The sequence below is a fragment of the Amycolatopsis palatopharyngis genome, from assembly GCF_003385185.1.
Lineage (GTDB): Bacteria > Actinomycetota > Actinomycetes > Mycobacteriales > Pseudonocardiaceae > Amycolatopsis > Amycolatopsis palatopharyngis.
The window spans coordinates 1-13,601 of sequence record NZ_PQHZ01000014.1 but is presented as its reverse complement, the minus strand read 5'-3'; the positions used below and the strand labels follow the sequence as shown (position 1 = coordinate 13,601).

16 protein-coding genes are annotated in these 13,601 nt (G+C 68.4%); 7 read left to right on the top strand and 9 right to left on the bottom strand.

Going from position 1 to position 13,601, the window contains the following annotated elements:
- Together D0C15_RS13260 and D0C15_RS13255 are read left to right on the top strand one after the other, a co-directional pair.
- A complete protein-coding gene (locus tag D0C15_RS13260; RefSeq protein ID WP_116044738.1) occupies positions 1–435 on the top strand; it encodes a guanyl-specific ribonuclease in 435 nt (144 codons plus the stop codon).
- On the top strand, positions 432–806 hold the full coding sequence (locus D0C15_RS13255) for a barstar family protein (RefSeq protein WP_116044735.1): 375 nt from the start codon (positions 432–434) through the stop codon (positions 804–806). Before D0C15_RS13260 ends, D0C15_RS13255 begins: the two co-directional genes overlap by 4 nt.
- Before the next feature lie 12 nt (positions 807–818).
- Here the strand turns inward: D0C15_RS13255 and D0C15_RS13250 are convergent, their stop codons facing one another.
- The 9 genes from D0C15_RS13250 to D0C15_RS13215 form a co-directional block, all read right to left on the bottom strand.
- Positions 819–1,592 (bottom strand): enoyl-CoA hydratase family protein, encoded by a 774-nt coding sequence (locus D0C15_RS13250; RefSeq protein ID WP_116044733.1) that lies wholly within the window; start codon positions 1,590–1,592, stop codon positions 819–821.
- Positions 1,593–1,678: 86 nt separating this feature from the next.
- Complete coding sequence (locus D0C15_RS13245; protein ID WP_116044732.1) at positions 1,679–2,434, bottom strand: sirohydrochlorin chelatase; 756 nt, start codon at positions 2,432–2,434, stop codon at positions 1,679–1,681.
- Complete coding sequence (locus D0C15_RS13240) at positions 2,431–3,714, bottom strand: sulfate adenylyltransferase subunit 1 (protein ID WP_116044730.1); 1,284 nt, start codon at positions 3,712–3,714, stop codon at positions 2,431–2,433. The genes D0C15_RS13245 and D0C15_RS13240 overlap by 4 nt, the downstream gene beginning before the upstream one ends.
- 16 nt (positions 3,715–3,730) lie before the next feature.
- Positions 3,731–4,651: a sulfate adenylyltransferase subunit CysD gene (gene cysD, locus D0C15_RS13235; protein WP_116044727.1), complete on the bottom strand. Its 921-nt coding sequence runs from the start codon at positions 4,649–4,651 to the stop codon at positions 3,731–3,733.
- A gap of 10 nt (positions 4,652–4,661) precedes the next feature.
- Complete coding sequence (locus D0C15_RS13230) at positions 4,662–5,366, bottom strand: phosphoadenylyl-sulfate reductase (RefSeq protein ID WP_116044725.1); 705 nt, start codon at positions 5,364–5,366, stop codon at positions 4,662–4,664.
- The gene (locus D0C15_RS35045; protein ID WP_116044722.1) at positions 5,363–5,515 is read right to left on the bottom strand and encodes an eL43 family ribosomal protein; all 153 of its coding nucleotides are present in this window, start codon (positions 5,513–5,515) and stop codon (positions 5,363–5,365) included. The genes D0C15_RS13230 and D0C15_RS35045 overlap by 4 nt, the downstream gene beginning before the upstream one ends.
- Entirely contained in the window at positions 5,512–7,212 is a 1,701-nt protein-coding gene (locus tag D0C15_RS13220) for a nitrite/sulfite reductase (protein ID WP_116044720.1), read from the bottom strand. Before D0C15_RS13220 ends, D0C15_RS35045 begins: the two co-directional genes overlap by 4 nt.
- A 125-nt stretch (positions 7,213–7,337) precedes the next feature.
- The gene (locus tag D0C15_RS35700) at positions 7,338–7,466 is read right to left on the bottom strand and encodes a putative leader peptide (RefSeq protein ID WP_425455386.1); all 129 of its coding nucleotides are present in this window, start codon (positions 7,464–7,466) and stop codon (positions 7,338–7,340) included.
- 42 nt (positions 7,467–7,508) lie between these two features.
- Positions 7,509–8,318: a hypothetical protein gene (locus D0C15_RS13215; RefSeq protein ID WP_116044718.1), complete on the bottom strand. Its 810-nt coding sequence runs from the start codon at positions 8,316–8,318 to the stop codon at positions 7,509–7,511.
- Between the two features lie 121 nt (positions 8,319–8,439).
- Here D0C15_RS13215 and D0C15_RS13210 point away from each other — a divergent pair, with 121 nt between their 5' ends.
- The 5 genes from D0C15_RS13210 to hemW all read left to right on the top strand — a co-directional run bounded on the left by D0C15_RS13210 (position 8,440) and on the right by hemW (position 13,429).
- Positions 8,440–10,161, top strand: a complete 1,722-nt coding sequence (locus D0C15_RS13210; RefSeq protein WP_116044980.1) for a carbon starvation CstA family protein — start codon at positions 8,440–8,442, stop codon at positions 10,159–10,161.
- Positions 10,158–10,430, top strand: a complete 273-nt coding sequence (locus tag D0C15_RS13205) for a cory-CC-star protein (protein WP_116044716.1) — start codon at positions 10,158–10,160, stop codon at positions 10,428–10,430. The genes D0C15_RS13210 and D0C15_RS13205 overlap by 4 nt, the downstream gene beginning before the upstream one ends.
- A 12-nt stretch (positions 10,431–10,442) precedes the next feature.
- Positions 10,443–11,375 carry an ArsA family ATPase gene (locus D0C15_RS13200; RefSeq protein ID WP_116044714.1) on the top strand — a complete coding sequence of 311 codons (933 nt, stop codon included), beginning with the start codon at positions 10,443–10,445 and terminating at the stop codon, positions 11,373–11,375.
- Between the two features lie 240 nt (positions 11,376–11,615).
- The gene (locus D0C15_RS13195; RefSeq protein ID WP_211323187.1) at positions 11,616–12,029 is read left to right on the top strand and encodes a hypothetical protein; all 414 of its coding nucleotides are present in this window, start codon (positions 11,616–11,618) and stop codon (positions 12,027–12,029) included.
- Positions 12,030–12,223: 194 nt separating this feature from the next.
- A complete protein-coding gene (hemW, locus tag D0C15_RS13190; protein WP_245975747.1) occupies positions 12,224–13,429 on the top strand; it encodes a radical SAM family heme chaperone HemW in 1,206 nt (401 codons plus the stop codon).
- The last annotated feature ends 172 nt before the right edge of the window (positions 13,430–13,601 follow it).

Below are 13,601 nucleotides of genomic sequence, written 5' to 3'. Positions count from 1 at the left end.
GTGCTGAACCGGAGGCGGATCACCGCGGCGTTGATCGGGCTGCTGGTCCTCGTCCTCGGCGGCTGGCTGATCCAGGACGTCGTCGGGGCCGACGGTGGAACCGGCGGTGGCGGGGACACCGGTAGTACGGTCCCGGGGATCGAGTCCGGTCTGCGGGTCGAGCCGCTGTCCGCCCTGCCGGACCAGGCGCGGCAGACCTGGGAGCTGATTGAGCAGGACGGCCCGTTCCCGTATCCGGGCAAGGACGGGAGCGTGTTCGGAAATCGGGAGAAGTTGTTGCCACTCAAGGAATCTGGTTACTACCACGAGTACACGGTGCCCACTCCAGGCAGCCAGGATCGCGGCGCTCGCCGACTGGTGACCGGCGAGTCCGCGGAGCTGTACTACACGGCGGACCACTACTCGTCCTTCGTCGTCGTGGATCCGAAGCGATGACCGCCATGGGGGACAACGACACCGGCACGCTCGTCGCGCGAGCCCGTTCGCGCGGTGCGTACCCGCATGTCGTGGACACCGGAAGCGATCCGGACAAGACGTCCGCCATGGACGCGATCGCCGCGGCACTGTCCTTTCCCAGCTGGTTCGGCCGCAACCTCGACGCGCTCTACGACTCGCTGACCGACCTGTCCTGGCTGCCCGAGGGGGAGCACGTGCTGATCTGGGTGGCGGCTGACGTGCTCAAGCGCACGGACCCCAAGGGCTACCTGGCGATCCACGGCGTGCTGTCCGATGCCCAGCGCGCACTCGCACCCAACGGAAACCGGCCGGTCAACCGCCGGCTGGTCGTGCTTCTGGCCGACGGCTGACCGCGAGCTCCCTCAGCCTTCCGGAACCCAGTTCGGCCTGCGCTTCTGCGCGAAGGCGGTGATGCCTTCCTGGCCTTCCTCGCTGGCGAAGAAGCGCGCGGAAGTCGCGATCATCTGCTCGAACGCCGCGGTCATGCTCGGTGCCTTCTCCGACCGGAGCAGTTCCTTCGTGGCCGCGAGCGCGTTCGGACCGCCGAGTGACAGCGAGGTGACGAAACGCCGCACCTCGGTGTCGAGTTCCTCGGCGGGCACCGCCGAGTTGATCAGCCCGATCCGGGCGGCGCGCTCGGCGTCGAAAGTGTCCCCGGTGAGGAACAGCTCGTGGGCATCGCGCGGGGCAAGCCTCGGCAGCACGGTGACCGAGATGACCGCCGGGATCACGCCGATCCGCACCTCGGTGAACGCGAAGGTCGCCTCCGTCACCGCGACGGCGATGTCGGCCGCGGCGACCATGCCGACGCCACCGGCGCGGGCAGGCCCGGCGAGCTTTGCCACCACAGGCTTCGGGCTCGTCCAGATCCGCTCCAGGATCTGCGGGAACTCGTTGACGCCCTGGTCGCCCGCTCCCGCTCCACGGGCCTCCTTCAGGTCCATCCCCGCGCAGAAGACCGGACCAGTGTGATCCAGCACGATCACCCTGACCTCGTCGTCCTCCTGAGCTGCGGCGAGTCCATCGAGTAGCTCGCGGCGCAGCTGCGCGGAAAGGGCATTGCGATTGTGCGGCGAGTCGAGGGTGATCGTCGCCACCCCGGCCTCGACCCCGTAGTGCACCAGTTCATCAGCCATAGGCCTCACTCTGGCACAACCGCGCAGGCGAGAAGGTGGGCGGCCAAGCACTCTGCGCACTTTCCCGGAAAAGTGCGGGGCCTGGTTCAGGCGCTGCGGACTGCCGAAGCCACGATCTGGTCGTAGCGGCGCAGGACGAGATCGGCGACCCTGGGTTCGGCGCCGAGAGGCGCGGCGATCGGGATACCGGGGTCCACCTCGGCGGCATGTGCGGCGACCCGGTCCGGCAGCAGGCCCGGGGCGAGGAACCAGGAAGCGACGGCGAAGCGCCGCGCGCCCCTGGCCCGCAGCCGGGCGATCGCGGCCTGCACATCCGGACTGGTACTGGCGAACGCCGGAGCCACGCCCGCCACGCGGTGACGGCGCTGCCACCGGCGCGCCATCCTCGAGACCGCGTCGTTCGCCGCCGTACTCGAGGAACCGACGGCGGCGAGTACGACACCGAGTCCGGGGTCGGTGAGATCCGCGCCGGTCTCGGAGAGCCGATCGGCGGCCAGCGACTCCAGCGCGGGGTCGATCCCGAGTACCTCGGCGACCGGTACCCGGAACCCGGGCGCGGCCGCGGTCACCTGCTCGATCAGCGCGGGCAGGTCGACTCGGGCGTGAAACGCACTGCCGAGCAGCAGAGGCACCACCACGGCCCCCTGATGACCCTCGGCGTGCAACCCGGTGAGCACATCGGTCACCTTCGGCTCGGAAAGATCGAGGAACGCGGTACGTACCTCGAGTTCCGGCGCCGCTTTCCGCACCGCGCGAGTGAGGTCCCGGACACACGCCGACGAGCGCGGGTCCCTGCTGCCGTGCGCGACGGCGACCAGGGGGAGCGGTGCTGCCGCGCTCACGCCGCCCGCTCACCCAACCCGGAGAACCGGTCGCCGACCATGCCCGCGGCGAGGGTGTCGCCGTCCTTCGGATCGATGACCAGAAACGCGCCCGTCCTGGGGCTGCTCGCGTAGTCGTCCACCGGGATCTCCTCGGACAGCCGCAACCGCACGCTGCCGATCTCGTTCAGCTCCAGTGAATCTGGAGAGTCCACCGTGGACAGAGTCTGCTCGTCGAACCGGGAGTGGAGGTCCTGCACGAGCGCCTGTACGGTGCGCGCACCGTGCTTGACGAGCACCTTCGAACCTGCCGTCAGGGACTTCCCGGACAGCCAGCACAACGCCGCGGTGAATTCGTCGGTGACGACAGGACGCTGCTCCGCCGAGGCGATGAGATCGCCGCGGGCGATGTCCAGCTCGTCGGTGAGGATGACGGTGACCGAACTCCCGGATCCCGCCTCGGGCAGCGATCCGTCGGCGGTATCCACGCGTTCGACCGTGCTGCGCAACCCCTGCGGCAGCACGACCACCTCGTCGCCCGGCCGCACCGTGCCCGCCGCGATCTGCCCCGCGTAGCCGCGGTAGTCGGGGTGTTCGGGTGTCCTCGGCCGGATGACGTACTGCACCGGCAGCCGGAAGGCCGCGTCGTGCGGGTCGGGTGCCACCGGCACGGACTCCAGGTGCTCCAGCAGGGTGGGACCGGAGTACCAGGGCGTGCTGTCCGATGCGACGGCCACGTTGTCGCCGTGCAGGGCCGAAACCGGGATCGTGAGCACGCTGCCGTCGCCGTAGCCGAGGGAGGCGGCGTGGGTCGCGAACTCCTTGGCGATCACGTCGAAGGCGGCCTCGTCGTAGCCGATCAGGTCGATCTTGTTGACCGCGAGCACGAGCCGCGGCACGCCCAGCAGCGCGAGTACGGCCGCGTGCCTTCGGGTCTGCTCGATAACGCCCTTGCGTGCGTCCACCAGCAGTACGGCCAGCTGCGCTGTGGAGGCACCGGTGACCGTGTTGCGGGTGTACTGCACGTGACCCGGAGTGTCGGCGAGGACGAAACTGCGCCGGGGCGTGGCGAAGTACCGGTAGGCCACATCAATGGTGATGCCCTGTTCCCGTTCCGAACGCAGCCCGTCCACCAGGAGCGAAAGATCCGGTGTGGACAGTCCTCGGTCGACACTCGCGCGCTGCACGGCGTCGAGTTGGTCGGCCAGTACCGACTTGGTGTCGTAGAGCAGCCTTCCGACGAGTGTGGACTTGCCGTCGTCCACGCTTCCCGCCGTGGCCAGACGTAGCAACGAGCTCATCGCTGTGCCTCTCCCATCAGAAGTAGCCTTCCTTCTTGCGGTCCTCCATGGCGGCCTCGGACAACCGGTCGTCCGCCCTGGTGGCACCGCGTTCGGTGAGCCTGCTCGCCAGCACCTCGGTGATCACGTCCTCCACGGTGGCGGCGGTGGACTCCACCGCTCCCGTGCAGGAGCCGTCGCCGACCGTGCGGTAACGCACAGTCAGTTCCCGCACGTCCTCGTTCTCGCGCGGGCCGCCCCACGGTCCCTCGGTAAGCAGCATTCCGTCACGCAGGTAGACCTCGCGCTGATGCGCGTAGTAGATCGACGGCAGTTCGATGCCCTCGCGGGCGATGTAGTTCCACACGTCGGCCTCGGTCCAGTTCGACAGCGGGAAGACCCGCACCTGTTCACCGGGACGATGGCGTCCGTTGTAGAGGTTCCACAGCTCGGGCCGCTGCCTACGCGGATCCCACTGTCCGAAAGCGTTACGCAGGCTGAAGATGCGCTCCTTGGCACGAGCCCGCTCCTCGTCGCGCCTGCCGCCGCCAAACACAGCGTCGTACTTGTTCTCGCTGATCGTGTCCAGTAGCGGGACGGTCTGCAGCGGGTTTCGGGTGCCGTCCGGCCGTTCGGCCAGCCTGCCGTCGTCGATCCAGTCCTGGACCTTCGCCACGACCAACCGGAGATTGTGCTTTGTCACCACCTCGTCGCGGAAGGCGATGACCTCGTCGAAGTTGTGCCCGGTGTCCACGTGCAGCAAGGGAAACGGCACCGGAGCCGGCCAGAACGCCTTGATCGCGAGGTGTAGCAGCAGAGTGGAGTCCTTGCCGCCGGAGAACAGGATCACCGGGCGGTCGAACTCGCCCGCGACCTCACGGAAGATGTGGATGGCCTCGGACTCGAGCGCGGCGAGGTTGTCCCTGGCCGCGTCGGTGGCGGGTTCGAGCGTGGTCATGTGTTCCTCTCTAGCCGTGCAGACCGCACTCGGTCTTGGACTTGCCCGCCCAGCGGCCGCTGCGCGGGTCGTCGCCGGGGGCGACCTTCGCCGTGCAGGGCGCGCAGCCGATCGACGGGTATCCCGCGTGCACCAGTGGGTTTTCCAGAATTCCGTGCCGGTCGATGTAGTCGCGGAACTCGTCGTCGCTCCACGGTGCGATCGGGTTGACCTTGACCAGCCCGTTGCGGTCGTCCCAGGTGATCACCGGGGTGTTCGCCCTGGTGGGCGCGTCCACCCTGCGCACACCGGTGATCCAGCACGAGTAGTTCGCCAGCGTCCGGCGCAACGGAATCACCTTGCGCAGATGACAGCACTGGGCCGGGTCGCGGTCGTGCAGTTTCGGCCCGTACTCCGCGTCCTGCTCCGCAACGCTCTGCTCGGCCTTGGCGTTCACCACCCGGATTCCCGAGTAGACCGTCTCAACGGCGTCGCGGGTGCCGATTGTCTCCGCGAAGTGGTAGCCGGTCTCCAGGAACAGCACGTCGACATCGGCTTTGACCTTGGTCGCCAGATCGATCAGAACCGCGTCCTGCATATTCGAGGCGACGATCAGGTCGTCGCCGAACTGCTCCACCGCCCACCGGATCGCCTCCTCGGCGGGGGCGTCCGCGAGGTCCGCGGAGGCCTGTTCGGCCAGTGCCTTCAGTTCGTCCGTTCGCGTGGCTGCCGTCATCGAACTCCTCCAGGAAGCTGCAGGCCGATCATCGTGACCGAGAAAACTCTTCTGCAGGAAGAACACAGCCAGCCGCCGTTCTCTTCCGGGCGCAGGTCCTCTTCACCACAGAACGGGCAGTAGAAGGGGACCGCGCGCTGCGAGGTCACTTCAGGTCACCCTCGTCGGCGCGGGCCACCCACTGCGGAAAACGCTCGCCGTCGGTGCGCTGGGTGACGAAGTTCCGCACCACCCGCTCCACATAGTCGGTCAGTTCGGCGGTGGTGACCTTGTGACCACGCAGTTTCCGGCCGAATCCCGCATCGAGGCCGAGCCCGCCGCCGAGGTGCACCTGGAATCCCTCAACCTGGTTGCCGTCGGCGTCGGTGACGATCTGCCCCTTCAGGCCGATGTCCGCGGTCTGGATACGGGCACAGGAGTTCGGGCAGCCGTTGAGGTGCACACTCACCGGAGCGTCCACACCGGACTGGATATCGGCCAGTCTGCGTTCGAGGTCGGCCACCAGGTCGTGGGCCCTGGCCTTGGTCTCGACGATGGCGAGCTTGCAGAACTCGATCCCCGTGCAGGCCATCACTCCCCGCCGCCACGGCGACGGCTCGGTCTGCAGTCCGAGGTCGGCGAGTTCGCCGCGCAGTCCGCTCAGTTCGGTCTCGGGCACGTCCAGCACAACCAGCTTCTGCTGCGGTGTCAGCCGGACCCTGGCGGATCCGGCGCGCTCGGCCGCCTTGGCCACCGCGAGCAGTGTGGAGCCCGACACGCGCCCGGCGATCGGTGCCGCGCCGACGTAGTAGTTGCCGTCGTGCTGGCGGTGCGTGCCCACGTGGTCCAGCGGCTGTTCGGGGACCTCGGGTGCGGGTCCGTCGATCAGCTTGCGTTCGAGGTACTTGGTTTCGAGAATCTCCCGGAACTTCTCCGCGCCCCAGTCCTTGACCAGGAACTTGATCCGCGCACGCGAGCGCAGGCGCCGGTAGCCGTAGTCCCGGAAGATGCTGATGACGCCTTCCCAGACGTCGGGCACCTCGTCCAACGGGACCCATGCGCCGAGGCGCTGGCCGATCATCGGATTGGTGGAGAGCCCGCCACCGACCCATACGTCGAAACCGGGCCCGTGCTCCGGATGCCGCACGCCGACGAAGGCGACGTCGTGGATCTCGTGCGCGACGTCGGGCAGGCCGGAAACCGCGGTCTTGAACTTGCGTGGCAGGTTCGCGAACTTCGGGTCCCCGATGAAGCGGCGCTTGATCTCGTCGATCGCGGGAGTGCCGTCGATCACCTCTTCGGCGGAGATGCCCGCGACCGGCGAGCCGAGGATGACCCTGGGGCTGTCGCCGCAGGCCTCCATCGTGGTCATGCCCGCGTCCTCCAGCTTCTGCCAGATGGTCGGCATGTCCTCGACCTGGATCCAGTGGTACTGGATGTTCTGCCGGTCGGTGATGTCGGCGGTGTCACGGGCGTAGGTCTGCGAGATCTCCCCGAGAACGGTCAACTGCTCGGTGCTCAGCGTGCCGCCGTCCAGCCGGACCCTGAGCATGAAGTACTCGTCGTCGAGCTCCTCGGGCTCCAGTGTCGCGGTACGCCCACCGTCGATTCCGGGCTTGCGCTGGGTGTAGAGCCCGAACCAGCGGAAACGTCCGCGTAGGTCGCCCGGGTCGATCGAGTCGAACCCACCGTCGGCGTAGATGTTCTCGATCCGCGCGCGGACGTTGAGCGGGTTGTCGTCCTTCTTCGAACGCTCGTTGGGGTTCAGTGGCTCGCGGTATCCCAACGCCCACTGGCCCTCGCCACGGCGTTGTTTCGGACGTGCTGTGCGACCGGCGTTCGGGGTGTCGCGTGTCGGCGAGGCCATTCGTCGTCCTCCGGGGCTGTGGTGGAGCCGTGCGCAGCGAGAACGCCCAGGTGAAACCGTGGTGGGAGCGATTCGCGGCGCATCCGGCGCCTGCGGGTCCTAGATAGTGGCAGTGGCGGCGGTGTTCAGCGCGTCGCCGCGCACAGTGCGCTGGCCACACGGCGCAGGTCGACGTGTCGTCGAGCCACGAGGCGCACACCGGCAGAAGTCACCCTGTCAGACTGCCACGCGCCCACTACGTGGTCTAGCGCCATCCACATGGTGGGAGCAGCGTCACCCGGCCGGATCGCGGTCGATCAAGCCCGCCGAGCGCGCTCCCTGGCGGCCAGTTCCTTCCGGCAATCCCTGGCCAGTGCGTGCTGGCGGCGGATACGTGGCAGCAGGGACAGTGGCGCGAGGTCGGCCTCGGGGTTACCGGACCGGTGGGCGACGCTCAGTTCGTCGCCGAACAGGGCGCCGTGCAGCGACCAGCGTTCCCACCGTTCCAGATCCGGCATCGAGTAGTCGTAGCCACTGACGGCCGAGGCGGCACCGTCCCCGCGCAGCGGCCCGCCATCGAGCTGTGTCAGCCGCACCGGATCGCGGTCGTGCTCCACGGTGACCGTGTCCAGCGTGAGCCCGGTGCCGTCATCGCGCACCAGCAGGGCCTGGGTGGCCGGATTGGTCCTTGCCGCCAGTTCCAGCTCCCTGCGCACCCGCATCGGCCGCACGATGATGCGCGGCAACCACCACCAGTTCTCCCTGCAAAGCAGCGGGCTGTCCGCCAGCGTCCTGGTGGGTGGGTACTTCACCAGTTCCTGGCGCAGCAGTTCCACGGAGAAGATCTCCCCCTCGGTGTCGTCGATGATCTCGACGTCGCCGATCACCGCATGCCCCGGCCTGCCCTGTGACAGTGATCGGGAGTCCGTCACCGAGAACGCGACCTCCGTCGCGGACCGCAGGCCGGCGACCTCACCCGCGCTGGAGTAGGGAAGCGCGACGCAGGCGAGTCCGTCCGAGCCGCCAGACAGCGGGGTGACGGGCAGCACGGCGGGTTCCCCGGACGCCGTGAGCCAGGAGATCTCCCCGGTGAGCGCACGACGCCATAACTGATCGAACTCGTTCACGTTCCAGCTCTTCTCTCCGGGTCAACGGACTGTTACGGTGCGCCGGAATCGGCTGGTCAAGGCCTTTGTCAACGGTGTCAGTGCTGTCTGTGCCATCAGTGCCATCCTTGGAGCGTCCGACATGCCCGCAATCGTCGTAGCCCTCGTCGTAGCCGTCCTGTTCTACCTCGGGTATCGCTACTACTCGCAGTATCTCGCGCGCAAGGTGTACGCGCTCGACCCGGCGTTCGTCACGCCCGCACACAGCATGCGCGACGGCGTTGACTTCGTCCCGACCAACAAACACGTGCTGTTCGGTCACCACTTCACCTCGATCGCGGGCGCGGCCCCGATCGTGGGCCCGGCGATCGCCGTGTTCTGGGGCTGGGGTCCCGCACTGGCCTGGGTCGTGCTCGGCACGATCTTCGCGGCCGGGGTGCACGATTTCGGTTCACTCGCCATCTCGGTGCGCCACCGCGCGAAGAGCATCGGCACGCTGGCCAAGGAAGTGGTCAACAAGCGGGCACGTGCGTTGTTCCTGCTGATCATCTTCTTCCTGCTCACGCTGGTCAACGCCGTGTTCGCCGTGGTCATCGGCAACCTGTTCGTGGCGTATCCGGAAGCGGTCCTGCCGATCGTGCTGGAGATTCCGCTGGCCATCGGGATCGGTCAGTACATCTACCGGACGCGCAGTGCGGCACTGGTGCCCTCGATCATCGGCGTCATCGTGCTCTACCTCTCGATCTTCCTCGGGCAGCTGCTGCCGATCTCCCTGGAAGGGATCGCCGCGGAGGACGGTCTGTTCGTCGAGCGCAACCTGTGGGTCATCCTGCTGTTCGCCTACACGTTCGTCGCCTCGCGAATCCCGGTCTGGGTGCTGCTGCAGCCGCGGGACTACATCAACTCCCACCAGCTGTTCATCGCGCTCGGCGTGATTCTGCTCGGTCTCACCGTGGGTATGGACCGCATCGTGGCCCCGTTGGTGAACGACACACCGGAAGGCTCCCCGAGCTGGTTCCCGTTCCTGTTCATCACCATCGCGTGCGGGGCCATCTCCGGCTTCCACAGTCTCGTGTCCTCGGGGACGACGTCGAAACAGCTGGACAAGGAGACCGACGCCCGGCACGTCGGTTACCTCGGAGCGGTGGGCGAGGGCTCCCTCGCACTCGGTTCGATCCTGGCCTGTACCGCGGGTGTCGCGGCGACCACTGTGGACTGGAATGCGCTCTACAGCGACTTCTCCACCGCTTCGGGCGGTTCGACCACGAACTTCGTCAACGGCATCGCCTCGTTCGCGGGCAATCTGGGCCTGCCGTTGTCGATCGGCGTCATCTTCGCCTCCATCGTGGTGATCAGCTTCGCCGCGACCACGATGGACACCGGTGTCCGGCTGCAGCGCTACATCGTGCAGGAGATCGCGGACATCGCCGGGGTCAAGGCGGTCTCGCGCAACGTCACGCTGGCCACCGCGCTCGCGGTCGCGGTGCCGATGGCGATGGCGCTCCTGCCCGGCGGCGGCGACAAGGGCTACACCTTCGGCGTGCTGTGGCAGCTCTTCGGCACCACGAACCAGCTGACCGCGGGGCTGGCGCTCGCGGTGATCGCGGTCTGGGTGACGCGCAACCGGCGTAACCCGATCTCCATCCTGATCCCGCTGGTGTTCCTGCTGGCGATGACCACCTGGGCACTGGTGCTGAACCTGGGCACGTTCATCGAGGAGGGCCAGTGGGTGCTCGCGCCGCTCGACCTGATCATCTTCGTGCTCGCGGTCTGGCTGATCGTGGAGGCCGGCATCGCCCTGCGCAAGGCGTGGGTCGGTGCGCGCTCCGGTGAACCGGCACAGGAGTCGGAAACCGAGTCGTGAGTGTCTGGTCGCGTATCGCCGGCGCTTGGCGCGCGGTCGAGCGCGGTCACGACGCGGTCTTCACCGCGCGGTGGCGGCAGGGACTGCGCAGGGAGGCCCGCAGGCAGGAGGACACCCTGCGGGCTCTGGTGATGCTGGAATCGCTGGGCATCGACAATCCGGTCGCCTACGAGACCCTGGACCTGGTGCCGTATCTGGTCGCCGATCTGCACGAATGGCATCAGCGGATGGGCAGGGAGAGTTTCGGGGACCCCGGTGTCTGCTGTTAGGAAACCAAGCCGATGACCGCCATTCGCTTCCTCGGCGGCAAGGGCGGCGTCGGGAAGACGACGATGGCCGCCGCGCTGGCCATGGCGCAGTCCGGGCGCGGGCACCGGACGCTCGTCGTCTCGACCGACCCCGCGCACTCGCTCGGGGACGTGCTCGCCACCCCACTCGGCGAGGAACCCGCCGAGGTGGCACCCGGCCTGTGGGCCGCGGAGGTCAGCGGTGAGGCACAGGCGCACCGGCGGGTGGCCGAGATCACCGAGGACGCGGAGCAGGCACTGCCCCGGGAGGTGCTGCCCGCGGTGCGGCGGCATCTGGCCAGGGCGGTCGACAGCCCCGGCACGGTCGAGGCGGCGCTGCTCGACCGGCTGACCGCGCTCGTCGAGCAGGTCGGCACCGAATGGGACCGGCTCGTGGTCGACAGCGCGCCGACCGGACACATGGTGCGGCTGCTCAGCCTGCCTGCCCTGCTCACGCCCTGGGTTGAGGGGCTGGCACGGCAACGAGAACGGACCAGGAACGTGGACCGCATGGCCGCGGGCATGCTGGGCAAGGCGGACGAGGCACCGGACCCGCTGCTCGATCGGCTGCACGCCCGGCGCAGGCGGCTGGAGTGGATGCGGGAGAGGTTGCGCGAGGACTCGCTCGTACACCTGGTGCTGGTGCCCGAGCACCTGCCGCTCGCCGAAACACTGCGTGCGGCGGACACGCTGGTCGAGGCGGGTATGCGGCTGGGAACACTGATCGTGAACCGGGTCGTCCCCGAGGGGGAGACGGGGGTGCTCGCCGGACGTCTGGCCCAGCAGAGCGAGGTCCTGCAGAGCCTGCGAGAGCGGTTCAGCACCCCCGGCATGGTGCACGTCCCACTGCTCGCGGGCGCACTGACGACCCGGCCCGAACTCGCCGATCTCGCGGCGCTGCTGGATCGAGCCGAGGTGGGCACCTGACCGGGCGGCGCGCGTTCGAGCGGCAGCGACGGGTGTCTTCGTAACCGCGCGGCGATTCGGATTGGTCGCGCTGACCGCGAGGGTGATTTCCGCCCTTCCGTGTTACTTCCGGCGGCGGATGTGGAAGCCGCCTATTGGTTCGGTCTTGCGAACCAACGGAGCAGGACCTGGCACTGCTTGTCCCATGGAGTCGGGATCGGCCAGTTCCTGCCGCTGCCAGAAGACAGAAAGGACGATCGAATGCGTACAGTCAAGAGGGCCGTTGTAGCCAGTGCACTCGCGTTTCCGCTCACCCTGGGCACGGCCGGTATCGCGTCGGCCGACGCCAGTTTCGGCGAGAACGGCTCGTTCGCGGGGGCGGACGGTGCTGGCAGCTACAGCGTGAGTTCCCAGGCGGACGGCCACGTCCGTGCTGACGGGGACGGCACCTCTTTCGAGGAGTCCTCGAGCTTCGCGGGCCCGGACGGCGCGTGGACCGAGTACGTCAGCGCGCACGCCGACGGCGACGGCGACACCAGCTTCGAGCAGGGCAGCAGCAGCGCCACGAGCGAGGGCGCCAGCTCGGAGAACGTGAGTTCCAGTGCCGGCGGCGATGTTCACATCGAGGGGTCCGAGGATGAGCAAGGACTGCTCGGTGGCCTGATCGGCCTGTGAGCACGGCCGGAACACAGCGGCATCGCTGTGGGTGAGCTGCCCGTAGAGCGGTAGGAGCGGCTCACAGCACGGGGCCCGGACCGCACGGTCCGGGCCCCGCCGCAGTTCCGCTGGCCTGGCGCGCCGGGTGGATGTCCGGAGTTCCGGACGGGGGCGTCGAACGATCTGGATGTGGCATTGGGGACACTGGGACGGTGACCTCTGCCGCCCTGCCCGCCGGTTCCGCCCTGCCCGCCGAATCACTGGCGGGGCTCGGCACGCGTCCGTTCGGCGTGTATGTGCACGTGCCGTTCTGTGCGACTCGCTGCGGCTACTGCGATTTCAACACCTACACCGCCGGTGAGCTGGACTCCGGCTCGTCCCCGCAATCGTGGCTGGACGGGTTGCGGCGGGAACTCGAGCTGGCCGGGCGGGTGCTTGGGAACCCGCCCGCCGCGGACACGGTCTTCGTCGGGGGCGGGACGCCGTCGCTGCTCGGCGCGGACGGCCTCGGTTCGGTACTCGACGCCGTGCGTGACGTCTTCGGGCTGGCTCCCGGCGCCGAGGTGACGACGGAGTCGAATCCGGAGTCGACTTCGCCGGAGTTCTTCGCGGGAATCCGGGAAGCCGGCTACACGCGGGTGTCCCTCGGCATGCAGTCAGCCGCGAGGCACGTGCTCCAGGTGCTCGACCGGGTGCACACCCCGGGCAGGCCGGTGGCCGCGGCGGCCGAAGCGCGCGCCGCCGGGTTCGACCACGTCAACCTGGACCTGATCTACGGCACTCCGGGCGAGCGGCCGGAAGACCTGCGCGCGTCGCTCGACGCGGTGCTGGAGTCCGGGGTGGACCATGTCTCTGCCTACGCGTTGATCGTGGAGGAAGGCACCGCGCTGTCCCGCAGGGTGCGCAGAGGTGAACTGCCGCGGCCCGACGACGACGTGCTCGCCGAGTACTACGAGTTGATCGACGGTTCACTCGCCGCGGCGGGGTTGCGGTGGTACGAGGTGTCGAACTGGGCGTCCTCGGACGCCGCCCGGTGCGGGCACAACCTCGGCTACTGGCGAGGCGGGGACTGGTGGGGCGCGGGACCCGGAGCACACAGCCACGTCGGCGGAGTGCGCTGGTGGAACGTGAAGCACCCGTCACGGTACGCCGCCGCACTCGCGTCCGGCGAGTCTCCGGTCGGCGGACGCGAGGTGCTCACCGAAGCGGACCGCCACCTGGAGCGGGTGATGCTGGAACTCCGGCTCGCCGAAGGGCTGCCGGTGGAAGACCTCGACCAGGCCGGAACCGCTGCCGCGCACGCGGCGGCGGACGAGGGTCTGCTCGACCGGCCGGCCCTGGACACACGTGGCCGGGCGGTACTGACCGCACGGGGCAGACTGCTCGCCGACGGCGTCGTACGACGCCTGGTCACCTAACCCGCCACTCCCGCCCACTGCATTGGTGCGTCTGCAAGTACGCCCAAGCAAGATCATTCTGGTCGTCAACCGCTACCAAGCGGCCCACTTGGTAGCGGTTGACGAAGGGTTTGATCTTGCTTGGTGGTACTTGCAGACACCCCTCTCCCTGGGGGTGGGGTCAGGCGGGGGT